Origin of the sequence: Brevibacterium luteolum, assembly GCF_025147615.1 — a bacterium.
In the GTDB taxonomy this organism is placed as follows: domain Bacteria; phylum Actinomycetota; class Actinomycetes; order Actinomycetales; family Brevibacteriaceae; genus Brevibacterium; species Brevibacterium luteolum.
On sequence record NZ_JALXPM010000042.1, the window covers coordinates 1 to 25,703 of the forward strand.

Annotated in this window: 31 protein-coding genes; 8 read left to right on the plus strand and 23 right to left on the minus strand. The window is 66.3% G+C overall.

The features are described 5' to 3' along the window. Positions 1-7: 7 nt before the first annotated feature. Together M3C25_RS10335 and glyA are read right to left on the minus strand one after the other, a co-directional pair. Complete coding sequence (locus tag M3C25_RS10335; protein WP_259856400.1) at positions 8-898, minus strand: bifunctional methylenetetrahydrofolate dehydrogenase/methenyltetrahydrofolate cyclohydrolase; 891 nt, start codon at positions 896-898, stop codon at positions 8-10. Beyond that, complete coding sequence (glyA, locus tag M3C25_RS10340) at positions 898-2,178, minus strand: serine hydroxymethyltransferase (RefSeq protein ID WP_102161551.1); 1,281 nt, start codon at positions 2,176-2,178, stop codon at positions 898-900. The genes M3C25_RS10335 and glyA overlap by 1 nt, the downstream gene beginning before the upstream one ends. A gap of 221 nt (positions 2,179-2,399) precedes the next feature. Here glyA and purU point away from each other — a divergent pair, with 221 nt between their 5' ends. From purU to M3C25_RS10365, 5 genes are all read left to right on the plus strand, one after another. Further along, positions 2,400-3,323, plus strand: a complete 924-nt coding sequence (gene purU / locus M3C25_RS10345; protein ID WP_102161549.1) for a formyltetrahydrofolate deformylase — start codon at positions 2,400-2,402, stop codon at positions 3,321-3,323. 112 nt (positions 3,324-3,435) lie between these two features. Continuing rightward, entirely contained in the window at positions 3,436-5,040 is a 1,605-nt protein-coding gene (locus M3C25_RS10350; RefSeq protein ID WP_102161548.1) for a phenylacetate--CoA ligase family protein, read from the plus strand. Positions 5,041-5,042: 2 nt separating this feature from the next. Further along, positions 5,043-5,522, plus strand: coding sequence for a hypothetical protein (locus M3C25_RS10355; protein WP_170273297.1), 480 nt, complete (start codon positions 5,043-5,045; stop codon positions 5,520-5,522). Next, positions 5,522-6,748, plus strand: a complete 1,227-nt coding sequence (locus M3C25_RS10360) for a hypothetical protein (RefSeq protein ID WP_259856404.1) — start codon at positions 5,522-5,524, stop codon at positions 6,746-6,748. Before M3C25_RS10355 ends, M3C25_RS10360 begins: the two co-directional genes overlap by 1 nt. After that, positions 6,745-7,920, plus strand: a complete 1,176-nt coding sequence (locus M3C25_RS10365; RefSeq protein WP_259856406.1) for a nitroreductase family protein — start codon at positions 6,745-6,747, stop codon at positions 7,918-7,920. The genes M3C25_RS10360 and M3C25_RS10365 overlap by 4 nt, the downstream gene beginning before the upstream one ends. A gap of 5 nt (positions 7,921-7,925) precedes the next feature. Here the strand turns inward: M3C25_RS10365 and M3C25_RS10370 are convergent, their stop codons facing one another. The 7 genes from M3C25_RS10370 to infA form a co-directional block, all read right to left on the minus strand. Further along, complete coding sequence (locus tag M3C25_RS10370) at positions 7,926-8,087, minus strand: hypothetical protein (protein ID WP_259856408.1); 162 nt, start codon at positions 8,085-8,087, stop codon at positions 7,926-7,928. A gap of 191 nt (positions 8,088-8,278) precedes the next feature. Further along, complete coding sequence (gene rplQ, locus M3C25_RS10375; protein ID WP_259856410.1) at positions 8,279-8,872, minus strand: 50S ribosomal protein L17; 594 nt, start codon at positions 8,870-8,872, stop codon at positions 8,279-8,281. A 36-nt stretch (positions 8,873-8,908) separates the two neighbouring features. Continuing rightward, positions 8,909-9,901, minus strand: coding sequence for a DNA-directed RNA polymerase subunit alpha (locus M3C25_RS10380; RefSeq protein WP_259856412.1), 993 nt, complete (start codon positions 9,899-9,901; stop codon positions 8,909-8,911). A 171-nt stretch (positions 9,902-10,072) separates the two neighbouring features. Further along, positions 10,073-10,477 carry a 30S ribosomal protein S11 gene (gene rpsK, locus M3C25_RS10385; RefSeq protein WP_102161537.1) on the minus strand — a complete coding sequence of 135 codons (405 nt, stop codon included), beginning with the start codon at positions 10,475-10,477 and terminating at the stop codon, positions 10,073-10,075. A 42-nt stretch (positions 10,478-10,519) separates the two neighbouring features. Continuing rightward, positions 10,520-10,888: a 30S ribosomal protein S13 gene (rpsM, locus tag M3C25_RS10390; RefSeq protein WP_102161535.1), complete on the minus strand. Its 369-nt coding sequence runs from the start codon at positions 10,886-10,888 to the stop codon at positions 10,520-10,522. A 205-nt stretch (positions 10,889-11,093) separates the two neighbouring features. Next, positions 11,094-11,207, minus strand: a complete 114-nt coding sequence (rpmJ, locus tag M3C25_RS10395) for a 50S ribosomal protein L36 (protein WP_102161533.1) — start codon at positions 11,205-11,207, stop codon at positions 11,094-11,096. 78 nt (positions 11,208-11,285) lie between these two features. Then, positions 11,286-11,507, minus strand: coding sequence for a translation initiation factor IF-1 (infA, locus tag M3C25_RS10400; protein ID WP_019159374.1), 222 nt, complete (start codon positions 11,505-11,507; stop codon positions 11,286-11,288). Between the two features lie 220 nt (positions 11,508-11,727). On the opposite strand from infA, the gene M3C25_RS10405 reads away from it, so the two are divergent. Further along, positions 11,728-12,741: a C2 family cysteine protease gene (locus tag M3C25_RS10405; protein WP_259856414.1), complete on the plus strand. Its 1,014-nt coding sequence runs from the start codon at positions 11,728-11,730 to the stop codon at positions 12,739-12,741. Between the two features lie 134 nt (positions 12,742-12,875). Here the strand turns inward: M3C25_RS10405 and M3C25_RS10410 are convergent, their stop codons facing one another. Further along, a complete protein-coding gene (locus M3C25_RS10410) occupies positions 12,876-15,815 on the minus strand; it encodes an alpha/beta hydrolase (RefSeq protein WP_259856416.1) in 2,940 nt (979 codons plus the stop codon). 223 nt (positions 15,816-16,038) lie between these two features. Between M3C25_RS10410 and M3C25_RS10415 the strand changes: the two genes are divergently transcribed. Next, complete coding sequence (locus M3C25_RS10415) at positions 16,039-17,184, plus strand: MalY/PatB family protein (protein WP_165884693.1); 1,146 nt, start codon at positions 16,039-16,041, stop codon at positions 17,182-17,184. Here M3C25_RS10415 and M3C25_RS10420 read toward each other — a convergent pair. After that, positions 17,138-17,719: a hypothetical protein gene (locus M3C25_RS10420; protein ID WP_259856418.1), complete on the minus strand. Its 582-nt coding sequence runs from the start codon at positions 17,717-17,719 to the stop codon at positions 17,138-17,140. The genes M3C25_RS10415 and M3C25_RS10420 overlap by 47 nt on opposite strands. A 389-nt stretch (positions 17,720-18,108) precedes the next feature. On the opposite strand from M3C25_RS10420, the gene M3C25_RS10425 reads away from it, so the two are divergent. Then, on the plus strand, positions 18,109-18,384 hold the full coding sequence (locus M3C25_RS10425) for a hypothetical protein (RefSeq protein WP_259856420.1): 276 nt from the start codon (positions 18,109-18,111) through the stop codon (positions 18,382-18,384). A 40-nt stretch (positions 18,385-18,424) separates the two neighbouring features. On the opposite strand, the gene map is transcribed toward M3C25_RS10425, so the two are convergent. The 12 genes from map to rplN all read right to left on the minus strand — a co-directional run bounded on the left by map (position 18,425) and on the right by rplN (position 25,555). Next, positions 18,425-19,297 carry a type I methionyl aminopeptidase gene (map, locus tag M3C25_RS10430; protein WP_102161523.1) on the minus strand — a complete coding sequence of 291 codons (873 nt, stop codon included), beginning with the start codon at positions 19,295-19,297 and terminating at the stop codon, positions 18,425-18,427. Beyond that, entirely contained in the window at positions 19,297-19,866 is a 570-nt protein-coding gene (locus M3C25_RS10435; RefSeq protein ID WP_259856422.1) for an adenylate kinase, read from the minus strand. Before M3C25_RS10435 ends, map begins: the two co-directional genes overlap by 1 nt. 125 nt (positions 19,867-19,991) lie before the next feature. Further along, positions 19,992-21,293 (minus strand): preprotein translocase subunit SecY, encoded by a 1,302-nt coding sequence (secY, locus tag M3C25_RS10440; RefSeq protein ID WP_259856439.1) that lies wholly within the window; start codon positions 21,291-21,293, stop codon positions 19,992-19,994. 256 nt (positions 21,294-21,549) lie between these two features. Beyond that, complete coding sequence (gene rplO, locus M3C25_RS10445) at positions 21,550-22,002, minus strand: 50S ribosomal protein L15 (RefSeq protein ID WP_102161519.1); 453 nt, start codon at positions 22,000-22,002, stop codon at positions 21,550-21,552. A 1-nt stretch (position 22,003) separates the two neighbouring features. Beyond that, positions 22,004-22,186 (minus strand): 50S ribosomal protein L30, encoded by a 183-nt coding sequence (gene rpmD / locus M3C25_RS10450; protein WP_102161517.1) that lies wholly within the window; start codon positions 22,184-22,186, stop codon positions 22,004-22,006. Next, positions 22,186-22,845 carry a 30S ribosomal protein S5 gene (gene rpsE / locus M3C25_RS10455; protein ID WP_102161515.1) on the minus strand — a complete coding sequence of 220 codons (660 nt, stop codon included), beginning with the start codon at positions 22,843-22,845 and terminating at the stop codon, positions 22,186-22,188. The genes rpmD and rpsE overlap by 1 nt, the downstream gene beginning before the upstream one ends. Then, positions 22,842-23,222 (minus strand): 50S ribosomal protein L18, encoded by a 381-nt coding sequence (gene rplR, locus M3C25_RS10460; protein ID WP_102161513.1) that lies wholly within the window; start codon positions 23,220-23,222, stop codon positions 22,842-22,844. Before rplR ends, rpsE begins: the two co-directional genes overlap by 4 nt. A 2-nt stretch (positions 23,223-23,224) precedes the next feature. Then, on the minus strand, positions 23,225-23,761 hold the full coding sequence (gene rplF / locus M3C25_RS10465; RefSeq protein WP_170273284.1) for a 50S ribosomal protein L6: 537 nt from the start codon (positions 23,759-23,761) through the stop codon (positions 23,225-23,227). 17 nt (positions 23,762-23,778) lie between these two features. Then, on the minus strand, positions 23,779-24,177 hold the full coding sequence (gene rpsH, locus M3C25_RS10470; protein ID WP_102161510.1) for a 30S ribosomal protein S8: 399 nt from the start codon (positions 24,175-24,177) through the stop codon (positions 23,779-23,781). A gap of 66 nt (positions 24,178-24,243) precedes the next feature. Continuing rightward, positions 24,244-24,816, minus strand: a complete 573-nt coding sequence (rplE, locus tag M3C25_RS10475; RefSeq protein ID WP_165884687.1) for a 50S ribosomal protein L5 — start codon at positions 24,814-24,816, stop codon at positions 24,244-24,246. Further along, positions 24,816-25,184, minus strand: a complete 369-nt coding sequence (rplX, locus tag M3C25_RS10480) for a 50S ribosomal protein L24 (protein WP_259856441.1) — start codon at positions 25,182-25,184, stop codon at positions 24,816-24,818. Before rplX ends, rplE begins: the two co-directional genes overlap by 1 nt. Before the next feature lie 2 nt (positions 25,185-25,186). After that, positions 25,187-25,555, minus strand: coding sequence for a 50S ribosomal protein L14 (rplN, locus tag M3C25_RS10485; protein ID WP_102161506.1), 369 nt, complete (start codon positions 25,553-25,555; stop codon positions 25,187-25,189). Positions 25,556-25,703 lie beyond the last annotated feature (148 nt).

The following is a 25,703-nucleotide window of genomic DNA, read 5'->3' on the forward strand; positions in this document are numbered from 1 at the left end:
GTGCGGATCAGTCCTGCTGGCCGGCCTGGCGTTCGGCGATCTCGACGACGTTGCGCAGCAGCAGCGCACGCGTCATCGGCCCGACTCCGCCGGGGTTCGGCGACAGCCAGCCGGCAACCTCGGCCACGCCTGGATCGACGTCACCGGTGATCCTGCCTTTGCCGGTCTCCTCGTCGACGACGCGGGAGACCCCGACGTCGAGGACGACGGCACCGGGCTTGACCGCCTCGGGCTTGACCAGGTGGGCCGAGCCGGCAGCGGCGACGATGACGTCGGCCTGCTGCAGCAGCTCATCGAGGTTCCGGGTGCCGGTGTGGGTCAGGGTGACCGTCGCGTTGTGGTCGCGGCGGGTGAGCAGCGAGCCGATCGACCGGCCGACGGTGACCCCGCGGCCGATGACGACGACGTGCTGGCCGGCCAGATCGATGCCAGCCCGGTCGATGAGCTCGATGACGCCGCGCGGGGTGCACGGCAGCGGCGAGTCGATCGGCCGGTTGACGTTGAGCATGAGCCGGCCGAGGTTCATCGGGTGCAGGCCGTCGGCGTCCTTGTCCGGGTCGATGCGCTCTAAGATCGCATCGGTGTCGATGTGATCGGGCAGCGGCAGCTGGACGATGTAGGCGGTGCACTCGTCATCGGCGTTGAGCTCGTCGATGACCGCTTCGAGGTCTGCCTGGCTGATGTCCTCGGGCAGGTCGCGGCGGATCGAGCGGATGCCGACCTGCTCGCAGTCGCGGTGCTTGCCTGCCACGTACGACTGGGAGCCGGGGTCCTCACCGACGAGCACTGTGCCGAGCCCGGGCGTGTGCCCGGACTCGGCCAGGGTGCGCACCCGTGAGGCGAGTTCATCCTTGATGTCCTTGGCTGCTGCCTTGCCGTCGAGTCTCTGCGCTGTCATCAGTACTGGTTCAGTCCTTCGTAGAGCGGGAAGTCCGCGGTCAGCTTCGCCACCCGGGCCTTGAGGGCGTCCACGTCCGGGCTGGGCTTGAGCGACTCGGCGATGATGTCAGCGACCTCGGTGAACTCGTTCGCGCCGAAGCCGCGGGTCGCCAGGGCCGGGGTGCCGATGCGCAGACCGGAGGTGACCATCGGCGGGCGCGGGTCGAAGGGCACCGCGTTGCGGTTGACGGTGATGCCGACCTCGTGGAGGAGGTCCTCGGCCTGCTGTCCGTCGAGGGCGGAGTTGCGCAGGTCGACGAGTGCAAGGTGGACGTCGGTGCCGCCGGTGAGGACGGAGACGCCAGCGGCGGCGACATCGGATTCGAGGAGGCGCTCAGCGAGGATCTTCGCACCTTCGACGGTGCGTTCCTGACGCTCCTTGAACTCCTCGGTGCCGGCGAGTTTGAACGCCACGGCCTTGGCGGCGACGACGTGCATGAGCGGTCCGCCCTGCTGGCCGGGGAAGACCGCCGAGTTGAGTTTCTTGGCGTGCTCGGGGTCGCGGGAGAGGATGAAGCCCGAGCGCGGGCCGCCGATCGTCTTGTGCACCGTTGAGGACACGACATCGGCGTGCGGGACCGGGTTGGGGTGCAGGCCGGCGGCGACGAGGCCGGCGAAGTGGGCCATGTCGACCCACAGGGCAGCACCGACCTCATCGGCGATCTCGCGGAAGGCGGCGAAGTCGAGCTGGCGGGGGTAGGCCGACCAGCCGGCGACGATGACCTTCGGGCGGCTGGCGAGCGCCTGCTCGCGGACCTTGTCCATGTCCACCCGGTAGGTCTCAGGATCGACTTCGTAGGCCGAGACCTCGTAGAGGCGGCCGGAGAAGTTGATCTTCATGCCGTGGGTCAGGTGGCCGCCGTGGGCGAGGCTGAGGCCGAGCAGACCGTCGCCGGCGCGGGCGAAGGCGTGCATGACAGCGGCATTGGCCGAAGCACCCGAGTGCGGCTGGACGTTGGCGTACTCGGCGCCGAAGAGGCTCTTGGCCCGGTCGATGGCGAGGTTCTCGGCGATGTCGACGGCTTCGCAGCCGCCGTAGTAGCGGCGGCCCGGGTAGCCCTCGGCGTACTTGTTCGTCAGCACCGACCCCTGCGCCTGCAGCACTGCAGTGGGGACGAAGTTCTCCGAGGCGATCATCTCGAGCGTGCCGCGCTGGCGGTCGAGCTCCTGGTCGAGGACGGAGGCGATCTCCGGGTCGATCTGATCGATCGAGGCGTTCATGGTCGACGCATCGTTCATTCCGGCGGCTCCTTGCAAGACGGGAATATATGGGATTCGATAGCGGGCGGCCCGGCTCCACCGCCGGCATGGTGCTCGCCAGAGACCACTCTAACAGCCGCAAACCGCCGCACGGCGGGCGTCTCATCCACACGTCCACCGCCGTATCAGCACACGCGCCCAGCGCCCGAGGCCGGGGTCGAACGCCGGCGCGCGCACGCGCCTGCCTACACTTATGAGCTATGCAGACCCCCGCCTCGCCCAGCACGCCCGCCACCGCAGTTCCAGCCGCCAGCCCAGCCCCTGCCTCGGGAGCGGACACGGCACCCGAATGGGTGCTCTCGATCGCCTGCCCCGACCAGGGCGGCATCGTCCACGCCGTGTCCGGGATGCTCGTCGGCATCGAGGCGACGATCACCGAATCCCAGCAGTTCGGCTCCCCGGACACCCACCAGTTCTTCCTGCGGATGCAGTTCCGCACCCACACCGGCGAGGACGGCATCCGGGCAGCGCTGGCCCCGGTTGCTGAGCGGCTGAACATGTCCGCTGAGCTGCACCGGGCCGATCGGAGGCTGCGCACGCTTGTCATGGTGTCGAAGGCCGGGCACTGCCTCAACAGTCTGCTGTTCCACACCGGTTCCGGGGCGCTGCCGATCGACATCGCGGCAGTGGCCGGCAACCACGAGGTGCTCGCCCCGATGGCCGAGCACGCCGGGGTGCCCTTCCACCACATCCCGGTGTCTGCTGAGACGAAGGCCGACGCTGAGGCGGAGCTGCTGCGGCTGGTCGATGAGCTCGACATCGAACTCGTCGTGCTCGCCCGCTATATGCAGATCCTCTCCCCTGCCCTGTGCGAGCGGATGGCCGGGCGGATCATCAACATCCACCATTCCTTCCTGCCGAGCTTCAAGGGCGCCCGCCCCTACCATCAGGCCCACGACCGCGGGGTCAAGATCATCGGTGCGACCGCCCACTACGTCACCGATGACCTCGATGAGGGCCCGATCATCGAACAGGACGTCGTGCGCGTCGAGCACCGCCACACCCCGGCCCAGTTCATCCGCTTCGGCCAGGACGTCGAGACAGCTGTGCTCTCGCGCGCTGTCGGCTGGCATGCCGAGGGCCGGGTGCTGCTCGACGGGCACCGCACCGTCGTCTTCGACTGAACCCGGCCACCGCCTCGGGAGCGGGCCCGGCCACCGGCACGTTGCTGGGATGTTGCCGAACGATCACACGCAGACCCTGCCGCTGGTGCGTGTGGAGCCATAGATTGGCCCTATGAGCAACCTCAACAGCGACGACGCCCTCCGCCAGCCGGTGATCAAGCGCGGGCCGGTCAACCTCGCCCGGCAGGCACTGCTGCGGCTGACGAACCTCGGGCTGACAACCGCCTACACCGCCTACCGGGCGCATCCGGCGCTGTGGCGGCTGACCGCCCGGAACTACCGGCCGGGCCTGGAGCGCTTCGCCAATCTCAACGCGTGGATGATCTGCCAGCAGGCCAGCCTCGATGTGCCGGCCTATCAGGACCATCTGGTCGCCAACGACTACGCGTTCCGGTGGTGGGACCTCGACAGCTACCCGCAGACCTCGAAGTCCGGGTATGTCAGCGCATATTCCGAGGAGGACCGGTGCTGGAACGGCCGCATCGACATGGTCGGCACCGTCGTCGACGAATCCTCCGGCTCCTCGGGCACCCCGTACAACTGGATGCGCTCGAAGAAGGAGCTGGCGACCGTGCACAAGAACGTCGCCGGCTATGTCACGTTCCTGTTCGGATCCGAAGACCTCTTCTGCATCAACGCCTTCTCGATGGGCGCCTGGGCGACCGGCACGAACACCGGCCTGGCGATGGCGAAGGTCGCGATGGTGAAGAACACCGGCCCGGACCTGGAGAAGATCCTCGACACGCTGCGCCATTTCGGCCCCCAGCACACGTATCTCATCAGCGCCTACCCCCCGTTCCTCAAACACCTCGTCGACCGGATGGACGCCGAGGACCCCGAATACTGGGATCAGTTCACACTCAACGGGTTCGTCGGCGGGGAGGCGATGACCGAAGGGCTGCGCGACTATGTGCAGAAGCGCTTCGAGCGCGTCTACTCCGGATACGGCGCCTCGGATCTGACGATCGGGATGGCCGGTGAGACCGATGTCGCCGTTGAGATCCGTCGCGAACTCACCCGCAACGACGCCTTCCGTGCGGCACTGCTCGGCGAGGGTGAGGACCGCACGCCGATGATCTTCCAGTACAACCCGCTGGAGACCTTCCTGGAGACCACCGACGACGGGGAGCTCGTCGTCACGATCAACTCCGCCTCGGTCATGAGCCCCAGGCTGCGCTACAACATCGGCGATGAAGCAACCCTCATCGACTTCCCCGACATGGTCGCCATCACCCGCCAGTTCCCAGAGCTAGCCTCCCGGCTGTCGTCGGCGTTCCGCCGGCAGGGGATGCGGCTGCCGTTCGTGCTGCTCTACGGCCGAGCAGATTCGACGATCTCGTACATGGGCGCCAACATTTACCCGCTCGATGTCGAGAACGGCCTGTACCGCGATGAGCGCTTCGCCGGGCTCATCGAGTCCTTCCGCATCGAGCTGCGCGACCACGGCGAGCTGGAGGTCCGCCCGGCCCTGCATGTCCAGCTGCGCGACACCGACGAGGCCCGCGCGCTCACCGACGGCGAGCGCACCGCGATGACCGCGGCCCTCACGTCCGGGGTGCTCGACCACCTGACCGAGGTGTCCCGGGACTTCAAGCAGTCCCTGGAAGAGGACCCCTCGGCCGCGGAAATCCACCTCGAGCTTCACGACCACGGCACCGGCCCGTTCACCGGCGGGCAGACGAAGATCAAGAACGTCTACCTCATGACGGAGGACTGACCATGCGCACAACCGACTTCTCCCACACCCCGCCGCAGGGCCGGGCCGGTTCGGTGTTCCTCGGCTGCAACGAATACCGCTCCTCGCTCGCGATGGCCGACCAGATCCGCCGCTGGCCCAAGCTCGCCCGGGCGCTCAAGCGCGCGCCGGGCTACCTGTGGCATCGCAGCTACTACGAGTTCCCCAAACGCATCGGGCTCATCGTCGCCTTCGAAACCCAGGACGACCTCATGCGCTTCGCCCGCACGCACGAGCACCACGAGATCATGCGCTGGCTGGTGGGCCGCGGCGATGAGTCCCCGGCCCGCGGCGGGTTCATCCGCATCCTCACCGCCGAGGACTGGGGATACACGAACGGGATCTTCCGCGCCGAGGACGCTTCCACCGGGATGATCGACCGGTTCTCCCCTGTGGCCGGTGAGACCGCCGCCGAGGCGCCGGCGACCGTGGGTGCAGGCTCTCAGCTGGGTGCCGGTCGCTGATGCTCATCACCGTCTCCGAAGTCTCCACCCGGGCTGAGCTGCGCGAATTCCTCGACTTCTCCGCCACGCTGGCAGCCAGCCAGGGTGGGGCCGATCACTGGGTGCCGCTGCTGCGCTCTGATATCACCGCCTGGTGGACCGGCCGCTCCTGGTTTCCCGATGTCACCCTGCTCATCGCCAAGGATCCCGGCGGCCGAGTCGTCGGACGCACCATCGCCCACCGGTATCCGGCACTCGATGAGCGGCTCTCAGGCCGGCTTCGCCGCAGGCTGACCCCACCTGAGGTGCAGGCAGACGTCGTCCACGACTGGCAGCACCGGCAGGTGCGCGCCCAGCTGTTCGGCGCTACCGAGTTCGAGACCCCGGAGGCTGCTGAGGCGCTCTTCGCCGAGCTGGAGGCCCGCGCGCAGGCGGCCGGCTGCACCCACCTGTTCGGCCCGGTGTCCCTGCTGCCGAACGAAACCGGCGGTGTGGTGGTCGCCGGGCACCAGCATCCCGGCTTCTTCGACACCGCCTGGAATACTGCGGCCACTGCTCACATCTATGAGGCGGCCGGGTTCCACCGTTGGGGCGGCGGACACACATGGGAGGTCGAGCTCGCCGATGTCCCTGCCGCCCGGGCCACGGCACCGACTGAGAAGGAGTGTGCTGCCGCCGGCGTGCGCATCTCCGCGCCCTCCCGGCTCGGGCTGTCCCGCGCCTTGAACCGCATCCAGCCGACGATGAACGCCGCCTTCGACGGGCTGGCCTACTACACGCAGATCTCGAACACCCAGTTCGCCTCCCAGACCCAGGGGCTGGCCATGCTCATGGACCCCGGCCTCATCGTCACCGCCGAAGACGTTGATGCCGGGCCAGGCGACCCGCCGGCGGCGTTCATCCTCACCGTCCCCGACCCGGTCAACGTGCTGCGGGCCACCGGCGGACGGCTCAATGCCAGGGCTGCCGGGTTGCTGGCGCGCGAACAGCTCACCGGGCGCACCGCCTCGGGCACGGGGCGCGACGCGGTGCTCATCATCCAGGCCGCCCACCCGGACGCGCAGGGCCGCGGGCTCGTCTCCCTGCTGGCGCGGAAGATGTACTCTGAACTCGTGCGCAAAGGCTACCGGCGGCTGCGCGTGACGTACGTCGGTGATGACAATCTCGGTTCCTCGGCCGTGCCCGGCAAGGCCGGCGGCCACTGGCTTCACGAACTCCGCTTCTTCTTCCGCGAGGTGCAGGCATGACCCGACCGCTGACCACCGAGACGATCGAGGGTCTCTTCGACATCGCCTCCCGCGCGCCGAGCGCCCACAACACGCAGCCGTGGCTGCCGCGACTGCTCGAGATCACCGGGGCCGGGGCCAGAATCCGGGTGCGCACCGACCCCGAGCGCACACTGCCGGTCGGCGACGAACACGGCGCGGACCTCGGCATGTCACTGGGCTGCTGGGTTGAGGCCTGTGCGATCGCCGCAGCAGAGGAGGACCTGCGGCTGCGTGAGCTCACGGTCACCGGTGCGCGGCATGACGTGACGATCACGTTCCTGCTGACGCCCGCTGGAGCCGAGCCGGCGGGCGGTGCGGCGCCCGTGGCCGATGCGGCGGAACCTTCCGATGCGGAGGTCTCGGCGGGGTTCTCGGTTGCTGAGGTGCTGACCCGGCAGGTTGATCGCGGCCGGCTGCGCCGCGACACCGCCGCAGTCGAGGCAGCGGTGGCCGAATATGCCGCGCTGCGCCCGCAGGCGATCCTCGATCGCACCGCCCACGGTGAGGTGCACCGGCAGGAGGTCGATGACCGGATCTCGGGCATCGTCATCGCGCAGGTGCCAGAGGCGATCTGGGTCAAGGCCGCCCGCTATGCGCAGTCGGCGCCGTTCGAGCCGCGGGAGGCCTTCGATGAGACGCTGCGCTGGCTGCGGCTTGACGACCGCGATCCCCGCTATCAGGAGGACGGTCTGACGGCTGAGACGCTGCGGCTGCCGCGCCGGACCTCCCGGCTGGCAGCCCGCCTGCTAGGCGGCGATGAGGCCCCGGATGAGGCGCGCGACCGGCTGCGCGACATGCTCGTGACTGCTGGTGCCTGGTCGACGATGCTGCCGACGTTCATCGCCCGCCGCGCCCCGGACCGGCTGGCGCTGGCGATCGAGGCCCGGCATCCCAGTGAGGTCAGCGCCGAACGCTGGGTGCTGCTGGGCCGGGAGCTCATGCGGCTGTGGCTCGTCTTCGCCCGTCACGGGCTGCGGGTCTCAGTCGAGTCGCAGCTCAAGGACGTGCAGCTGCCGGCGGCGATGCTCGCCGATGTGCTGCGCCGCACCGCCCCGGCCCGCAACGGCGGGAAGCCGGTCTACCAGCCCTTCACCACTTTCTCGGTGGGACGGTCGACCGGCCCCGTGCCCCGCTCACCGCGGCTGCGCTGAACGGGTCACTTCTTCTTCCTGCGCCGGCGCCGGTCGCCGGCGATCTTGCGCGTCACCGCACTGACGGCGGCACCGAGCAGGGTGCTGGCCAGGCCGACGAGCAGTGCCCGGCCCTCCTGCGGCGAACGGCCCTGCTGCTTGCGCTTCTTCTTGTTCCTCGGTGACATGTGCGCTCCTTTCCGGATGCGGCCTGCTCGCGATGGCAGGCCGACTTGCGTCAATGTCCCTTGATGGTAGCGCCTGGCCCTGACGATCCGTCCAGCTGACCGCACCTGCGGCCCGAATGCACTGCAGGCCCGGAACCTCAGCGGTTCCGGGCCTGCGATGCTCAGCGTGACGTTGCAGGACGCTCAGCGACTCACTTCTCGTCGTCTGTCTTCTCGACGTCCTCGGCCTTCTCGGCGTCGTCAGCCTGCTCAGCGGCTTCCTGTGCCTCGTCGTCCTGCGCACCGGAGGTGACGTCCTCTTCGACCTCGGGGGTCTCGTCGTCACCGGCGGTGTCCTCGGCCTTGGTGTCCTCGGCCTTGGGCTCATCGGCAGCGGCGGCCTTGGTGGTCTCCTCGGCCTCCCTCACCGTGGCCTGCTTCGGCGAGTAGGCCTCGAGCACGAGCTCGATGACGGCCATCGGGGCGTTGTCGCCCTTGCGCGGACCGATCTTGGTGATGCGGGTGTAGCCGCCCGGACGCTCGGCGACAGCCGGAGCGATCGAGGTGAACAGCTCGTGGACGACGGACTTGTCGCCGATCTGCTGCATGACGCGGCGGCGAGCAGCCAGGTCACCACGCTTGGCGAAGGTGATGAGGCGCTCGGCGACCGGACGCAGGCGCTTGGCCTTCGTCACCGTCGTGGTGATGGACTTGTTCTCGAAGAGCTGGGACGCCATGTTGTTCAGCATCGCCCGCTCGTGCGCCGGGGAGCCGCCGAGGCGGTTGCCCTTGGTAGGCGTAGGCATTGTTTATCTCCTTGAAATCTCTGTTCGGTCAGCCGCTCAGTACTGCTCGTCGTCGACGTAGCTCATCTGTTCGCCAGCCTCGCCGTAGCCCGCCGGGCTGTCCTTGAGGCTGAGTCCGAGCTCGTTGAGCTTGGCCTTGACTTCGTCGATGGACTTCGAACCGAAGTTGCGGATGTCCATGAGGTCTGCTTCGCTGCGGGCGACCAGTTCTCCGACGGTGTGGATGCCTTCGCGCTTGAGGCAGTTGTAGGACCGGACCGTGAGGTCGAGGTCCTCGATCGCCAGAGCGAGATCGGCGGCCAGGGCAGCGTCCACCGGCGAGGGGCCGATGTCGATGCCTTCGGCTTCGACGTTGAGCTCGCGGGCCAGGCCGAAGAGCTCGACGAGGGTCTTGCCGGCCGAGGCGACCGCGTCGCGCGGGGCGATCGACGGCTTCGTCTCGACATCGACGATGAGACGGTCGAAGTCGGTGCGCTGTTCGACACGGGTGGCTTCGACCTTGTAGGTGACCTTGAGCACCGGCGAGTAGATCGAGTCGACCGGGATCCGGCCGATCTCGGCGTCGGCGTTCTTGTTCTGCGCAGCGGAGACGTAGCCGCGACCGCGCTCGATGGTGAGCTCCATGTCGAGGCGGCCGTCTTCGTTGAGCGTGGCGATGTAGAGCTCGGGGTTGTGGATCTCCACACCGGCCGGGGCCGAGATGTCCTCAGCGGTGACCGTGCCCGGGCCCTGCTTGCGCAGGTAGGCCACGACCGGCTCGTCGAACTCCGAGGACACGACGAGGGACTTGAGGTTGAGGATGAATTCGGTGACATCCTCCTTCACTCCGGGCACCGTGGTGAACTCGTGCAGCACGCCATCGACGCGGATGCTCGTAACCGAGGCACCGGGGATGGACGAGAGCAGGGTCCGACGCAGCGAGTTGCCGAGGGTGTATCCGAATCCGGGCTCGAGCGGCTCGATGACGAAGCGCGATCGATTGGCTGATACAGCCTCTTCCGTGAGCGTGGGGCGCTGTGCAATGAGCACGTGGGCTTCCTTTCAGCGAGCATCCGCTATATGACGCTCGCATGCACTAGTTGAGTAAGTCAGTACTCGTAACGCTTGCGGGTGGTGGACAGTGCTTCCGGTCCCCCGTGCCCGAGGCGGGGCTCACCTGCCAGCAGGCGGCCCGCCTCGGGAGCGGGGAACCGGAGAGACTCAGCCGCGGCGGCGCTTCGGCGGGCGGCAGCCGTTGTGCGGCGTCGGGGTGACGTCCTGGATGGTGCCCAGCTCGAGGCCGGCGGCCTGGAGCGAGCGGATCGCGGTCTCGCGTCCCGAACCCGGGCCCTTGACGAAGACGTCGACCTTCTTCAGGCCCATCTCCATGGCGCGGCGGGCAGCGGACTCAGCGGCCATCTGCGCGGCGTACGGGGTCGACTTGCGCGATCCCTTGAATCCGACCTCACCGGCGGAAGCCCAGGAGATCACAGCTCCTGTGGGGTCGGTGATCGAGACGATCGTGTTGTTGAACGTGGACTTGATGTGGGCCTGGCCGTTGACGATGTTCTTCTTATCGCGACGACGCGGCTTGCGCACTGCTCCTGCGCGTGACTTGGGAGGCATAGATCTCAAACTCCTGATCGAGGGTGTTCGGTGAAAGCGGGATTACTTCTTCTTACCGGCGACCGTGCGCTTCGGGCCCTTGCGGGTGCGAGCGTTGGTCTTGGTGCGCTGACCGCGCACCGGCAGGCCGCGGCGGTGGCGCAGGCCTTCATAGCAGCCGATCTCAACCTTGCGGCGGATGTCTGCGGCCACTTCGCGGCGCAGATCGCCTTCCACCTTGAACGTTCCCTCGATGTAGTCGCGCAGCTGCACGAGCTCATCATCGCTGAGGTCCTTGACGCGGGTGTGCGGGTTGATCCCGGTCTCGGTCAGGGTCTGGCTCGCACGAGTGCGGCCCACACCATAGATGTATGTCAGGGCGACTTCCACGCGCTTCTCACGCGGGAGGTCGACTCCGGCAAGACGTGCCATAAGTTCTTACTCCGTATTTTCGTTTCGAAGGTGCTTGCTCAGACCTGTCCCGAGGTGTCCCGGGTCCCCGGCCTCCGAACCGGGGGTATCGTCCTGCTGCCTGTCAGGCTGGGCCTGGCCTGCCGCAGGGGGCGAGGTCTGCTTGGGTGTGGTGCTCGCAGCTGCTTACAGCAGGAGCGAACGGGAGTCTGCGTAAAGTGAGCGATCAGCCCTGGCGCTGCTTGTGACGCGGGTTGTCGCAGATCACCATGACACGGCTGTGACGCCGAATCACCTTGCACTTCTCGCAGACCTTCTTGACGCTGGGGTGAACCTTCATCGTGAGTCCTTCTTGCTGACTGCGAAAACCCCAGGAGGCTTCCTGGGGGCGACGCAGAGTAGCGGTCGAAAAGATCTGTTACTTGTACCGGTAGACGATGCGACCGCGGGACAGATCGTAGGGAGAGAGCTCCACCACGACGCGATCCTCGGGGAGAATGCGGATGTAGTGCTGGCGCATCTTTCCGGAGATGTGCGCCAGAACCTTGTGGCCGTTGGTCAGCTCCACCCGGAACGAGGCGTTCGGGAGTGCTTCGACAACGGTTCCTTCGATCTCAATGACCCCTTCTTTTTTGGCCATATCGTTCGTCAACCCCATTTTCCCGCAGACATGCTGCGTTCGTTCGTGTCTCAAGCCCGCTTCGGCTGCCCGGGTGGGGCCTGATTCGACCGGCAGTCCTGACCCGGAGTGTCCGGTTCCGCACAGTTCACCGGATGGGCTAAGCTACCCGGAGAAAGACGGAACTGGCATGTCCAGAGGTCACAGACCAATCCACTACTCTACACGAAACCGTGTGTTCGTGCCACTCATTTCTGCGCCTGCGACTGCGCCCTTCCTCACGCCCGCCGATGCCGCCGCGCTCAATGCCGAGCTGTCAGGCGAGCCGGATTCCCGCTTCAAGCTTCTCCCCCGCCTGCTGCGGCGGGCCGGCTTCTATCACCACCGCGCCACCCGCGCTGTGGAGGCGCTCATTCCCGCATCCGCACCCGAGGCGGCAGCCGCCCTGGCAGCGCTGCCCGCCTTGGAGCCCCGGGCTCGCGGCACGCAGCATCTCGACGTCCGTGTCGACGTGCCCACCGATGAGACCGGCCGGGTGATCGAGACGTCTGTTGAAGTGCAGCAGGGCAGGCTGGGCGACTGCTGGTTCGCCGCGGCCCTCGCCGCCTGCGAGCACACCCGGCCCGGTTTCACCGCCTCGCTCATCGAGTCGCTTCCCAATGGGCTCATCCAGGTGCGACTGCGCACCGGGCTGCGGACCCGGACTGTGACGATCTCCCCGTTCGTGCCCGCCCGCCACCGCGCCGGGGACTCCCGGGGCCGGGCGAATCTCGCCAGCCTTGTCGAGAAGGCCGCCGCGGTCACCTTCGGGCGCGGCACCTACACCGGGATCGAGCACGGCTTCTCCGGCAACGCCTTCTATCTGCTCACCGGTCAGGTCACCCCTGCCCGCCCGGTTCCCCGGCTGGCAACTGTGCGGACCTGGCTGGAGGCCGGCCGGCCGGTGGTCGCCTCCACGCTGCTGCGCTGGAAGCCGGCCCGGCTCATTCCACGTGAGGATGATCCCGGCCGGCAGATCGCTGTCATGAACGGGCACGTCTACGTCGTCTGCGGCATCGCTCGGGTCGATGAGGACGGCCGGCCGCTGCCGGACGGTGCAGGCCCGCTGCGCATCCATCTGCGCAATCCGCTCGGCGGCGCTGACCCGCGACCGGGCTCCCGCCATCCGCGGCGCACCGACCTGTACCTGTCGGAGGCGCAGTTCCGGCGGATCTTCCTGTCAGTCAACGTCGGGCCGATACTCACCGACGCCTGACAACGGCGCTGTTCCCCTGCTGCGGGGCTCACGCGCCCGGCCGATTCCAGACACGCCACAGGGGCGGCCTCCGAAGAGGCCGCCCCTGTGGATCGCTCACCGTGAACTGTGCGGTTCAGGTGTCAGCTGGTCACTCAGCTGTCCGAGGGGACTCGGCGCGACTTGTACAGTGCTGCGGAACCGCCGCCGATGAGGGCGAGGATGAGCAGCAGGTACGGCATGATCTCAGCACCGGTGCGCGGAAGCTTGCCGTCCTTGTCGGCATTCTTGTCGCGACCGCCGTCCTTCTTGCCCTTGCCGTCGTCGTCCGATCCCTTGTCGTCCTTGTCGGTGTCGCCACCGCCGTTGGAGTCATCGTCGTCATCGCCCTTGGGCTTGTCATCGCTCATGACCTCGAGGAAGTCAGTGGCGACGACATCGCCGGCGGCGTTGACGAGGGTGACCTCGTACTTGCCGGGCTCGGCGTCCTCCGGGACGGTGAACTGACCGGCGGCGTTGCCGCCGTTGTCCATCGTGCCCTCAGCGACCTTCTTGCCGTCGAAGGCGACGGTGTAGTCATCGACATCGTCCTGGTGCTCAGCGGTGTAGAGCAGCTTCTCACCAGCGTGTGCCTTGTCAGTCGAGATCGAGAAGCCAGACGAGCGGAACGTCTCGACCTTGCACTGGGTCGTGAGCGTCACGTCGTTGCCGCGATCATCCTTGACGGTGTCGGGCTTGTCGAGCTTCTTGCCGTAGTCGCCGTCCTCAGGTACGTCACCGTTGATGAGGAAGTCATTGACGGTGTCGTCGACGCAGGTCATGTTCGGGTCGCGCTTCATGTACGAGGTGTGCGAAGCACCCGAGGCCGACAGCAGGGTGCCGTCGATGACGCGGGCGAGCTTGACGCCAGCCGGGTACGGGGTGGCCGAGTCATGCGTCGTCGAGACGACGAGGATGTTCGGCACCTTCGTCAGCTTCTCCGGAGCGGGCAGGGTGCCCTTGAACTGCCAGAAGTCGCAGTAGTCGTACTCACCCGGAGTCTTCGACGAACGCTGGAACGGAGCAGCCTTGTCGTAGCGCTCAGCGAAGTCACGTGCCTTCTCGATGTCAGGCATGTCACCGTAGCTGTTGGCATCGGTGCAGCGGATGTTGGTGAACGCCTGGAGCATCGGCGCGTAGTGGCCGTTCTCGTCGCGGTCGTTGTAGCTGTCGGCCAGCTGCATGAGCATGCCGGCGGTCTCACCCTGCTTGAGCTCGGCGAGGCCGTAGGCCAGCTGCGGCCACAGTGTCTCGGAGTACAGTGCCTGGAAGACACCGGTGCGGCCGTCAGCGAAGGAGACCATCCGCTCGTCGTTCGGCTGTCCGGTCGGCAGCGGCTTGGACTCAAGCGTCTGCAGCAGCTTGGCGTTCGCATCGGTGAGCTGATCGACGTCGTCGACGCCGTCGCCGAGTGCGCAGCTGAAGGTCTCGTCCGCGATCGGGCTGTCGCCGAAGACCTCAGGCCACAGCTCGCCCCAGGTCTTGTTCTGCGCGCCCTTGGCGGTGCAGTCCTTGGCGAACTGTTCGAAGGTGTTCTGGAAGCCAGCACCCTGGTTGATGGTCTTGTCTTCGTCATCAGCCGGATCGTCGTCACTTTGCATGACCTTGTCGGAGGCGGCGTTGATCGCCTTCATCGCAGCCAGCTCGTCGACCTTGCCGGGATCGACGACACCGTCGAGGACGAGGCGTCCGACGTTGGCCTGGAACTTCTGCGAGTAGACGTATCCGAGGCGGGTGCCGTAGGAGAAGCCGATGAAGTTGAGCTTCTCATCACCGAATGCCGAGCGCATGAGGTCCATGTCGCCGACAGCATCCCAGGTGCCCAGGTGCTGCATGAGCTTCTTCTGCCCACCCTCACCGAGCTCGAAGGCCTTTCCGGTGTTCTCGAAGCAGTCATTGGCAAACCGCTCGGTCTGGTCCTTGAGTGCTTCTTCGACTTCCTCGCGGGTCTCCTTGCCGTGCGGGTTGGACTCGCGGTCCTTGTCGATCTGCTCGTCAGAGGAGCACTGCGAGAACGGCATCGAGGTGCCGGTGCCGCGCGGGTCGAAGCCGAGCATGTCGTATTCGGCTGCCAGGTCGGGCTCGTAGAGCGCACCGGCGACCGAGAGCGTCATACCGGAGCCGCCCGGGCCGCCCGGGTTCCACAGCACGGTGCCGCGCGGATTCTTGTTTTCGACGAACGTGCCGTCCTCGACCTTGCCGGCCTTGACCTTCATGACCGAGACAGCGATGTTGCCTGCGCTCGGGTCCTCGGCGTCGATCGGCATGATGACGTAACCGCACTCAGGTGCGCGGCCGATCCGCTCTTCGAAGTTGGGCTGGCCGAGCTTCTTGCAGTTCTCTGCTGAGAGGTTGAGCGCCTGGCCGTAGTGCTTCTCCAGGCCCTTCGGGACGTTTCCGGTGCTCTTGCCACCGGGGGCCGGCTCGGGGATCTCGTAGGTGCCGTCGCCGTCTTCGTCGAACAGCTCCTTGGCCAGCTCGGGGTAGTACTTGTCGAGACCGTCTTCGCGATCCGTCGTGAGGTCCTTGCCCTCCGGGTCATTGGCCTCAGGGCTGTCACCGGTCTCAGGCGCCTCTGCGCCTTCCTTCTCCTCGACGGTGAAGGTCTTGTCGGAGTTCATGAGGTTCTCGTCGCCGCCGGTGATCGCGTAGGTGCCCGGTGCGAGGTCCTCGACTTCAAGGGTTTCCTCTGCCGTCCCGTCTTCCCCGATCGTGACGTCAGTGTCGGTGCCTTCGACGATTTCGTTGTTCTGGGCGTGCTTGAGCCTGAGGGTGAGGACATCGCCGGCGTCGCCCTTGACGGTGACCGGGATCTCGAGGGTCTCTGCTTCGGCCATGGTCGTCTCGCCGGTGTAGGCGATGGTGAGCTTGTCGACCATGTCGGTGGGGTTCGTCGTCGATTCGGGGGCCGTCTGGGGCGCGCTCTCTGCCGGCTGCGACGGTGCAGCAAGGACAGAGGTGCCGAATCCAAGGGTCATCGCCAGAGTCACAGTCGTAGCGACGCCGGCGGTGCGCATTCTGCGCAGCGCCGGCGGTGTCTGTCTTGAATCAGTCATACCCGAGAGCCTATGGCGAAAAGTGTGCGATTTGTGACCTTCCTCTCATACTTTTTGGAGGTGCAGGCAACACCGCTGGTCAGCGCACTGACCTATGACGAAAGTAGTAGTGTTTTCCGCGCATCTGGAGACGGACTCCGCGGCTGGAGCCCGCGTTTTCGGCACGTGAGCAGTCAGCGCTAGGCTGGGTGCTGGCAATGACGCCGATGAGAGGACAGATCAGGTGAAGGAATACACGCCCGCGGAGCTCGTCGACCGCGGATCGGTCAAGTGGACGACATTCCCCGGAACGCTCGGAGCGTTCATCGCCGAGGCCGACTTCGGCACGGCACCCTGTGTGCACGATGCGCTCGAGGAGCTGACAGCCAAGGAGCTCTTCACCTACGCTCCGCAGGCGATGCACGCTGAGGCGCGCCAGGCCACGGCCGAGTTCCACGCCCGCCGCTACGGCTGGGACATCTCCCCCAACGACATCGACTTCGCCCCTGACGTCCTCTCGGCGCTGCTGGCCACGCTCGATCTGTTCTCGCCTGCACAGGCACCGGTCGTGCTGTTGACGCCGGCGTACATGCCGTTCTTCGTCGCTCCGGCCACCCGCGGCCGCGCCGTGCGTGAGGTGCCGCTCATCCGCACTGCCGATGCCTGGGAGATCGACTTCGAGGCTCTCGATGCCGCGCTGGAACCGGGTGCGGTGTTCCTGCACTGCAATCCGCACAACCCGGTCGGCAAGGTCTACACACGCCACGAGCATGAGCGGATCGCTGAGCTCATCGAGAAGAACGACGCGCGGGTGTTCTCCGATGAGATCCATGCCCCGCTCATCTTCGACGGCGCACAGCACACTCCCTACGCCACCGTGACCGAGGCGGCGGGCCGGCACACGATCACCGCAACCTCGTGTTCGAAGGCTTTCAATATCCCCGGGCTCAAGTGCGCGCAGGTGCTCTTCACCAACCCCGAGGACCGGGATGTCTACCGGGATCAGGCGCGTTTCGTCTCCGGTGCCGCAGCGAATCCGGGGCTGGTCGCCACCACAGCGGCCTACCGCGACGGCGATGAGTGGCTGGCCCAGTTCATCAACTACCTCGACGGCAACCGCACGCTCATGGCCGAGCTGGTCGAGAAGCATCTGCCGAAGGCGTCGTATCTCGTCCCGCAGGGCACCTACATCGCATGGCTGGACCTGCGTGCCTACGACATCGGCGAGGATGCCGCGGCGTTTCTGCGCGAGCACGCGAAGGTGGCGCTCACCAACGGCCAGGAGTGCGGTCGCGTCGGTGCTGGCTGTGTGCGCGTGAACATGGCGACCACCGCCCCGATCCTCACCGAGATCGTGGAGCGGGTTGCGCAGGCGTGTCAGCCGCGCTGATCGGCTCACCCCTGGGCACATATTCGATGAGATCAGCGCCGGAGGCCTGTTCGGCTGTCGCCTGCACGTCCTGGCGGTAGCGCCTTTCGAAGACGGCGCTGAGCCTGCCCATGAGCGCGCCGAGCTCGTGTTCGGGTCTCGGCCCATCGACGAGTTCGGCTGGCAGGTGCGGCAGCTGCATGAGCTCGGTTGAGGTGCGGTAGAAGACGTCGAAGAAGCGGTTGACGGGCACCTCTTCGCTTCGGGTTACGGTAGCGATGTCGGCTCTCAGTTCTGCGATGCGCTGCCAGGTATCGGCCAGCTGGAAGGCGATGGCGGCCATCTGCCTGGCCTCTGCCAGGTCGGCCGGAGTCCACCGGCCGGTCAGCACCCAGCTGTCCGATCCGATCTCCCCGACGGTCTTGAGCATGAGCTCGGCGGTGTCGGTCAGCCCGATGAGCACTCCGGGCCGCAGCAGCTGGAATTCGTGGTACCGGGCGGCGTAGAGCAGCCGGTCGCGCAGCCCGCGATCGGCTTCGGGGATCGAGTAGAACACGGCTCAGAAGTGCCCGTCGAACGGCGGGGGCTCAGAGCAGCCGCGGATGGTGTTGAACCGGCGCACGATCGCGGGGCCAGACGGTAGACCGTGTGCCGGCCGCGGCGTTCGGCCTGCAGGATCTCGCGGTCGTGCAGGCGTGTGATCTGGTTGCGGACGTTCGATGCACTCCAGCCGCGCTCAGTAAGCACTGCGGTGATGACGGTGCCGGGCACTGCGGCAGCGCTGAGGCTGCCGAACACGGAGACGACGTCGAAGCCGGCCCGGGTCACGCGATAGCGGTCATTCGCCACAGTTCTCCTCCGATTCGGGAGGTCTTGGCCACTTGCCCTTTCCTCACCCTACGGTGCAATCAACCGGAAATCGGGTATCTGAGGAGAAGAACTGCCATGGTGAAAGTCAAGCCCAAAGCACAGACCTCAATCTACCGAGGCCAGCACGCCGGGGCCGTCGCGCTCCTGGCTGCCTCAATTGCTGCGGTCGTCGCGTTCGCCGTCTTCATGATCGTCGGCTTCGGCATCGAGCGCACTGTGTTCTGGATGCTGGGCCTGGGAATCCTGACCTTCGGCGGCACCTATGTCGGTACGTTCCTCGGCAGTGGCGGAATCGTCGACAGGTCTGCTGCCGCTCAGGATCCGGCAGCCCACCGTCCGGCGGCCGGCTGACTAGCTGGACATCCGGGCACGGTGTTCCCGGTTGCTGGTCTCAGTCCTCCAGCGGCACCGGGGTGATGCCGTAGGGCGCCAGTCCCGCTGCTCCCCCGTCGGGTGCGGTGAGCACCCAGATGCCCTTCGAGTGCCGGGCGACGGCGTGCTCCCAGTGCGAGGCGTGCGAGCCGTCCTTCGTCACGACGGTCCAGTCGTCGTCCAGCACCTCGGTGGCAGCAGAACCGGCGGTGAGCATCGGCTCGATGCACAGCACGAGTCCGGGCTTGATCTTGGGGCCGAGCTGCTTGGCTGCGTAGTTGAGCACTTCGGGCTCCATGTGCATCTGGGATCCGATGCCGTGGCCGGTGTACTCCATGATGAGACCGAAGCCACGCGAGCGCTGTGTGCCGAGCGATTCGCTCAAGGCGGCTGCGCTGCCGAGATCGTCGACGGTCTCCTCGATCGCGGCACCGATCTCCCCGACGCGGGCGGCAGTGGCAAAGGCGGCGATGCCTGCCCACATGGATGCCTCGGTGACCCGGGAGAGCTCCCGGTCCTCGGCACTGGCAGCCTCTTCGCCCCCGACGAAGACCGTCATCGCAGAGTCGCCGTGGAATCCGCCGACGATCGCGCCCCCATCGATCGAGACGATGTCGCCGGCTTCGAGCACCCGGCCGCCGGGGATGCCGTGGACGATCTCCTCATTGACCGACACGCACAGCGTGCCGGGGAAGCCGTGATAGCCCTTGAAGTTCGAGCGCGCGCCGGCCTCGGCGATCGCGCGGGCACCGGCGGCGTCGACATCGGCGGTGGTGGCACCGGGCACACACGCCGCACGGGCGGCCTCCAGGGCCGCCCGTGTGACGAGACCAGCCTTGCGCATGGTCTTGATCTGTGCCGGGGTCTTGAGCTCCAGGCGCGGTCCGAACATCAGGTGTCGATGGCCTTGATGATGCGGTCGGTGATGGCGTCGACTTCGCCGAGTCCGTCGACCTGGCGCAGCAGGCCGCGCTCAGCGTAGATGTCAGTCAGCGGCTGGGTCTGCTCGGCGTAGACATCGAGGCGATGGCGGATGACGTCTTCGGTGTCGTCACTGCGGCCCTGCAGCTGGGCGCGGGCGAGCAGACGCTCGACGACCTCGTCGGTGTCGGCGGTGAGCTCGACGACGTGGTCGAGCTTCTCCCCCATGCCCTCGAGCATGCGGTCGAGTTCGGCGACCTGCGCCTCGGTGCGCGGGTAGCCGTCGAGCAGGAAGCCGGCCTGCGCATCATCCTGTCCGAGGCGGTCCTGGACCATCGAGTTGGTGACCTCGTCGGGCACGTACTCGCCGGCGTCCATGTACCGCTTGGCGGTCTTGCCGAGTTCGGTCTCTCCGGCGACGTTGGCGCGGAAGATGTCACCGGTCGAGATCGCCGGGATACCGAGCTTCTCGCTCAGCTTGGCGGCCTGGGTGCCTTTGCCGGCACCGGGCGGGCCGATGAGGATGATGCGTACGCTCATGTGCTTCCTTTCATAGGAGTGTGCCCCCATTCTACGACCGGCCAGCCGGCCGGTCCGGCGGCGGGGCACCTGGGCGCCCACCGCCTCGGGCACGGCAGCCCGGGCGGGCGCCGCAGCCCCGGCGATCAGCGCAGGAGGCCCTCGTAGTGGCGCTGCTGCATCTGCGAGTCGATCTGCTTGACCGTCTCGAGGCCGACGCCGACGACGATGAGGATCGAGGTGCCGCCGAACGGGAAGTCCTGGTTCGCGCCGATGAGGACAAGCGCGATGAGCGGGATCATCGCGATGACCGCAAGGTAGAGCGAACCGGGGAAGGTGATGCGGGTGAGCACGTAGCTGAGGTAGCGCTCAGTCGGCTTGCCGGCGCGGATGCCGGGGATGAAGCCGCCGTACTTCTTCATGTTGTCGGCGACCTCTTCGGGGTTGAAGGTGATCGCGACGTAGAAGTAGGCGAAGAAGATGGTGAGCAGGAAGTAGATCGCCATGTACAGCGGGTGGTCACCGGAGGTGAAGTACTCGTTGATCCACTGCACCCACGGCGACTCCGGGTCGCCGAACTGGGAGATGAGGCTCGGCAGGTACAGCACCGAGGAGGCGAAGATGACCGGGATGACGCCGGCCTGGTTGACCTTGATCGGGATGTAGGTGGAGGTGCCTCCGAACATGCGGCGGCCGACCATGCGCTTGGCGTACTGGACCGGGATGCGGCGCTGGGACTGCTCGACGAAGACGACGAGGGTGACGATCGCCAGGCCGACGAGCAGCACGATGACGAAGATGTCGATGCCTTGGGTGCGCAGGATGCCGCCGAAGGAGGCCGGGAAGCCGGCGGCCACGGCAGTGAAGATCATGAGCGACATGCCGTTGCCGACACCGCGCTCAGTGATCTGCTCACCCATCCACATGATGAGGCCGGTGCCGGCGGTCAGAGTGAGCACGATGATGCCGATGCCCCACCAGGTGTCGTTGACGATGAGGTTCTGGCAGGCTGCGACGTCGCCGAAGAGTGCGCCGGAGCGCACGGTCGTCACGAGCGTCGTGGCGTTGAGCAGGCCGAGGCCGATCGTCATGTAGCGGGTGTACTGGGTCAGTTTGGCCTGTCCGGAGGCGCCTTCCTTGTGGAGGGCCTCGAAGCGTGGGATGACGACGCGCAGCAGCTGGGTGATGATGCTGGCGGTGATGTAGGGCATGATGCCCAGCGCGAAGATCGACAGCTGCAGCAGCGCGCCGCCGCTGAAGAGGTTGATGAGCCCGAAGGCGCCCTGCGTCATCTGCGGGGAGGCAACGCATTCCTGCACCTGCCCGTAGTCGATGCCGGGGGCCGGGATGAAGACGCCGATGCGGTAGAGCACAACGATGCCGAGAGTGAAGAGGAGTTTGTTCCTCAGATCGGGCGTTTTGAAAGCCCGCCCAATTGCGCCGAGCAAGCGTCCTCCTGGGGATCTTCACCTCGGGCAGGCAGGCAGCGGTGGCTGCTCACGGGCCCGAGAATACGTTCAAGTCATTTAGTACCTGACCGACCTTATCAGGACTCGCCTGCCAGAGAGCAATCGGAAAGCGAGAATTTCGGCGCGGAGACAGGGCTCGGCTGCCGTGGTCGGAGACGACAAGAGGGAGGCCCGCACGGGGCGGACCTCCCTCTTCATCTCAGAGCGTGGCTCTTCAGACGGTGAGGACGGATCCTCAGCGCGTCGTGGTCGAGCCGCCGGCCGCTGCGATCTTCTCGGCTGCAGAGCCGGAGAACTTGTCAGCGGTGATGTTCACGGCCACGGAGATCTCTCCGGTGCCCAGCACCTTGACCGGCTGGTTGGCGCGCACTGCGCCCTTGGCGACGAGGTCTTCAACCGTCACGTCTCCGCCGTTGGGGAAGAGCGACGACAGCTTGTCGAGATTGACAACCTGGTAGTGAACCTTGTTCGGGTTCTTGAAGCCGCGCAGCTTCGGCAGGCGCATGTGCAGCGGGGTCTGTCCACCTTCGAAGCCGTGCGGCACCTGGTAGCGGGCCTTGGTGCCCTTGGTGCCGCGACCGGCGGTCTTGCCCTTCGACGCCTCACCGCGACCCACGCGGGTCTTGGCGGTGTTGGAGCCGGGAGCAGGACGCAGATGGTGGAGCTTGAGTGCCTTCTCATCTGCCATTTCAGTCCACCTCTTCACATGTGACCAGGTGGCGCACGGTGTTGACCATGCCGCGGACTTCCGGGCTGTCCTCACGCGTGACAGAATCGTTGATCCGCTTGAGACCGAGGGTCCGCAGCGTATCGCGCTGGTTCTGCTTGCCACCGATTGTCGATTTGACCTGGGTAATCTTCAGCTGTGCCATTACGCGTTCGCCCCGCTTTCAGCAGCCCGCAGCATGGCGTGCGGTGCAACTTCGTCGACCGGGAGTCCGCGGCGTGCTGCCACTTCCTCAGGACGCTCGAGGCCCTTGAGGGCTGCGATGGCCGCGTGCACAATATTGATCGCGTTGGCCGAGCCCAGGGACTTCGAGAGGATGTCGTGGATGCCTGCGCAGTCGAGGACGGCGCGGACCGGACCACCGGCGATCACACCGGTACCTGGTGCGGCCGGACGCAGGAGGACGACGCCGGCGGCGTCTTCGCCCTGCACCGGGTGCGGGATGGTCTTCTGGATGCGCGGGACGCGGAAGAAGTTCTTCTTCGCCTCCTCGACACCCTTGGCAATGGCGGCGGGAACTTCCTTCGCCTTGCCGTAGCCCATGCCGACCATGCCGTCACCGTCGCCGACGACGACGAGAGCGGTGAACGAGAAACGACGTCCGCCCTTGACGACCTTCGACACACGGTTGATGGTCACGACGTGCTCGATGAACTGGTTCTTGTCGTCACGGTCTCCACGACCGCCGCGACGTCCGCCGCCTTCACCGCGACCACGGCCGCGACCACGGCCGCGCTGATCGTCCTGCTTCGGGGCGTTCTCGGTGCTGGTGACCTGCTGGTCCTTGTTCTCTTCAGTGCTCACAGGGACAGTCCTCCTTCACGGGCACCCTCGGCGATCGCTGCCACGCGACCGTGGTAGGCGTTGCCGCCACGGTCGAACACGACAGCCTCGATACCGGCTGCTTTCGCACGCTCGGCGACGAGTTCGCCAACCTTGCGAGCCTTTGCGGTCTTGTCGTCGCTCGATGCGCGCAGATCGGCTTCCATGGTCGAGGCCGAGGCGAGCGTCTTGCCGACGGAGTCGTCGACGACCTGGACGAACATGTGCCGCGACGAACGGTTCACGACGAGGCGCGGACGTTCGGCGGTGCCGGAGATGTGCTTGCGCAGGCGAGCGTGGCGGCGGGCACGAGCGGCAGCCTTGCCCTTGCCGTAGCTCTTCTTCATTCCGAAGGCCATGATTACTTACCAGCCTTTCCAACCTTGCGGCGAATCTGTTCGCCGGCGTAGCGCACGCCCTTGCCCTTGTAGGGCTCCGGCTTGCGCAGCTTGCGGATGTTCGCTGCGGTCTCTCCGACGAGCTGCTTGTCGATGCCGGTGACGGTCACCTTGTTCGATCCCTCGACCTGGAAGGTGATGCCCTCCGGCGGTTCGAAGGTGATCGTGTGGCTGTAGCCGAGGGAGAACTCGAGGTTCTGGCCCTTGGCCTGCACACGGTAACCGGTGCCGACGATTTCGAGCTGCTTGGAGTAGCCCTCGGTGACGCCGATGATCTGATTGTTGATCAGGGTGCGGGTCAGGCCGTGCAGGGCACGGGACTCGCGCTCATCGTTGGGACGCTCGACGGTCAGCGTGCCGTCGTCGAGCTTCACCGAGATAGGCTCCGGGATGGTGACCGAGAGGTTGCCCTTCGGTCCCTTGACGTCGAGCTCGGGGCCGTTGATGTTGACCTCAACACCAGACGGAACGGAGATCGGCTGCTTGCCAATACGTGACATTGCTTGCTCTCCTTCCCTTACCAGACGTAGGCGAGGACTTCTCCGCCCACGCCCTTCTTTGCGGCTTGCTTGTCAGTGAGCAGACCCGAGGAGGTCGACAGGATTGCGATGCCCAGACCACCGAGGACCTTCGGGAGGTTGGTGGACTTGGCGTAGACCCGCAGACCCGGCTTCGAGATGCGGCGCAGACCGGCGATCGAACGCTCACGGTTCGGACCGAACTTCAGGTCGAGCATGAGCTTCTTGCCGACCTCGGCGTCTTCGACGCTCCAGTCTGCGATGAAGCCCTCTGCCTTGAGGATCTCGGCGATGCTGGACTTCAGCTTGCTGTACGGCATGCTGACATCCTCGTGATACGCCGAGTTGGCGTTGCGCAGACGCGTAAGCATGTCTGCGACGGGATCAGTCATTGTCATGTGGGCTTCTGCCCTTCCTCGTTGCGGTTTCCTGCCGGGTGTCCGGCCGGACCTGCAACGTAGTGCTTAGTTGGTCTTGAACGGGAAGCCGAGGTGGCGGAGCAGCGCACGGCCTTCGTCGTCGGTCTTGGCGGTGGTGACAACCGTGATGTCCATGCCGCGCACGCGGTCGATGGCATCCTGGTTGATCTCGTGGAACATCGACTGCTCGGTCAGGCCGAACGTGTAGTTGCCGTTGCCGTCGAACTGGCGGTCCGAGAGTCCGCGGAAGTCGCGGATACGCGGCAGAGCCAGCGAGACGACGCGGTCGAGGAACTCCCACATGCGGGCGCCGCGCATGGTGACGTGTGCGCCGATGGGCTGCCCTTCACGCAGCTTGAACTGGGCGATCGACTTCTTGGCCTTCGTCACGACCGGCTTCTGACCGGTGATGAGGGTCAGGTCGCGGATCGCGCCTTCGATGAGCTTCGAGTCACGGGCGGCGTCTCCGACACCCATGTTGACGACGACCTTGGTCAGCGTCGGAACCTGCATCGGGTTGGCGTAGCCGAACTCGTCCTGCAGCTTTGCCACGATCTCTTCGCGGTAGACCTGCTTGAGACGCGGCAGGGGACGGTTCTGCACAGTGGTGTCAGTCATCAGATGTCCTCCCCGGTCCGGCGCGAGATGCGGACCCGCACGGTGCGCTTGCGACCATCGCGGTCAACGACCTCTTCGCGGTATCCCACGCGAGTCGGCTTGTTGTCCGTCGGGTCGACGAGCATGACGTTGGAAATGTGGATCGGCGCTTCGTGGATCTCGATGCCGCCAGCGGTTGCGCCCGAGGCGGTCTGTCCGGCGCGCTTGTGCTTGCTCACGCGGTTGACGCCTTCGACGAGGACACGGTTGGTGTCCGGGAAGACAGCCAGAACCTTGCCCTGCTTGCCGCGGTCGCCGCCGCGCTCCTGACGAGCACCCGAGATGACCTGGACGAGGTCGCCCTTCTTGATCTTGAGCTTGTTCGTCATACTCACAGCACCTCCGGAGCGAGCGAGATGATCTTCATGAACTTCTTGTCGCGCAGCTCGCGACCGACCGGTCCGAAGATACGGGTTCCACGGGGCTCGCCGTCGGTCTTGAGGATGACGGCTGCGTTCTCGTCGAACGAAATGTACGAGCCGTCGTTGCGACGGCGTTCCTTGCGGGTGCGGACGATGACGGCCTTGACCACATCGCCCTTCTTGACGTTGCCACCGGGAATAGCGTCCTTGACGGTGGCGACGATGGTGTCGCCGATTCCGGCGTAACGTCGACCTGAACCGCCGAGAATCCGGATGGCCAGGATCTCCTTGGCACCGGTGTTGTCGGCGACTTTGAGTCGCGACTCCTGCTGGATCACTTGTTCTCTCCTGTCGTCGCGTCGGTTCTCACCGATCTGATGAGCCTGACGGAACGTCTGTGTTTACTTGATGTCCGCCCCAAGCCCGGTGGCCGCCGCGGATAAGGCGGGACCGGGAGGGTGATGGGGCGTCAGCTGAGCTGGACGC

Coding starts and splice junctions, on each gene's coding strand:
- M3C25_RS10410 (WP_259856416.1), bottom strand. CDS start 15,815: ATGACTGATTCAAGACAGACACCGCCGGCGCTGCGCAGAATGCGCACC.
- map (WP_102161523.1), bottom strand. CDS start 19,297: ATGTTCGGACCGCGCCTGGAGCTCAAGACCCCGGCACAGATCAAGACC.
- M3C25_RS10365 (WP_259856406.1), top strand. CDS start 6,745: ATGACCCGACCGCTGACCACCGAGACGATCGAGGGTCTCTTCGACATC.
- glyA (WP_102161551.1), bottom strand. CDS start 2,178: ATGAACGATGCGTCGACCATGAACGCCTCGATCGATCAGATCGACCCG.
- infA (WP_019159374.1), bottom strand. CDS start 11,507: ATGGCCAAAAAAGAAGGGGTCATTGAGATCGAAGGAACCGTTGTCGAA.
- M3C25_RS10370 (WP_259856408.1), bottom strand. CDS start 8,087: ATGTCACCGAGGAACAAGAAGAAGCGCAAGCAGCAGGGCCGTTCGCCG.
- M3C25_RS10355 (WP_170273297.1), top strand. CDS start 5,043: ATGCGCACAACCGACTTCTCCCACACCCCGCCGCAGGGCCGGGCCGGT.
- rplE (WP_165884687.1), bottom strand. CDS start 24,816: ATGACTGACACCACTGTGCAGAACCGTCCCCTGCCGCGTCTCAAGCAG.
- rpsK (WP_102161537.1), bottom strand. CDS start 10,477: ATGCCTCCCAAGTCACGCGCAGGAGCAGTGCGCAAGCCGCGTCGTCGC.
- rpsM (WP_102161535.1), bottom strand. CDS start 10,888: ATGGCACGTCTTGCCGGAGTCGACCTCCCGCGTGAGAAGCGCGTGGAA.
- M3C25_RS10335 (WP_259856400.1), bottom strand. CDS start 898: ATGACAGCGCAGAGACTCGACGGCAAGGCAGCAGCCAAGGACATCAAG.
- rpmD (WP_102161517.1), bottom strand. CDS start 22,186: ATGGCACAGCTGAAGATTACCCAGGTCAAATCGACAATCGGTGGCAAG.
- M3C25_RS10435 (WP_259856422.1), bottom strand. CDS start 19,866: ATGAGCGTACGCATCATCCTCATCGGCCCGCCCGGTGCCGGCAAAGGC.
- purU (WP_102161549.1), top strand. CDS start 2,400: ATGCAGACCCCCGCCTCGCCCAGCACGCCCGCCACCGCAGTTCCAGCC.
- rplO (WP_102161519.1), bottom strand. CDS start 22,002: ATGGCAGATGAGAAGGCACTCAAGCTCCACCATCTGCGTCCTGCTCCC.
- M3C25_RS10350 (WP_102161548.1), top strand. CDS start 3,436: ATGAGCAACCTCAACAGCGACGACGCCCTCCGCCAGCCGGTGATCAAG.
- rpmJ (WP_102161533.1), bottom strand. CDS start 11,207: ATGAAGGTTCACCCCAGCGTCAAGAAGGTCTGCGAGAAGTGCAAGGTG.
- rplR (WP_102161513.1), bottom strand. CDS start 23,222: ATGGCCTTCGGAATGAAGAAGAGCTACGGCAAGGGCAAGGCTGCCGCT.
- rplQ (WP_259856410.1), bottom strand. CDS start 8,872: ATGCCTACGCCTACCAAGGGCAACCGCCTCGGCGGCTCCCCGGCGCAC.
- rplX (WP_259856441.1), bottom strand. CDS start 25,184: ATGACGAACAAGCTCAAGATCAAGAAGGGCGACCTCGTCCAGGTCATC.
- M3C25_RS10425 (WP_259856420.1), top strand. CDS start 18,109: ATGGTGAAAGTCAAGCCCAAAGCACAGACCTCAATCTACCGAGGCCAG.
- rplF (WP_170273284.1), bottom strand. CDS start 23,761: ATGTCACGTATTGGCAAGCAGCCGATCTCCGTTCCGTCTGGTGTTGAG.
- rpsH (WP_102161510.1), bottom strand. CDS start 24,177: ATGACAATGACTGATCCCGTCGCAGACATGCTTACGCGTCTGCGCAAC.
- M3C25_RS10360 (WP_259856404.1), top strand. CDS start 5,522: ATGCTCATCACCGTCTCCGAAGTCTCCACCCGGGCTGAGCTGCGCGAA.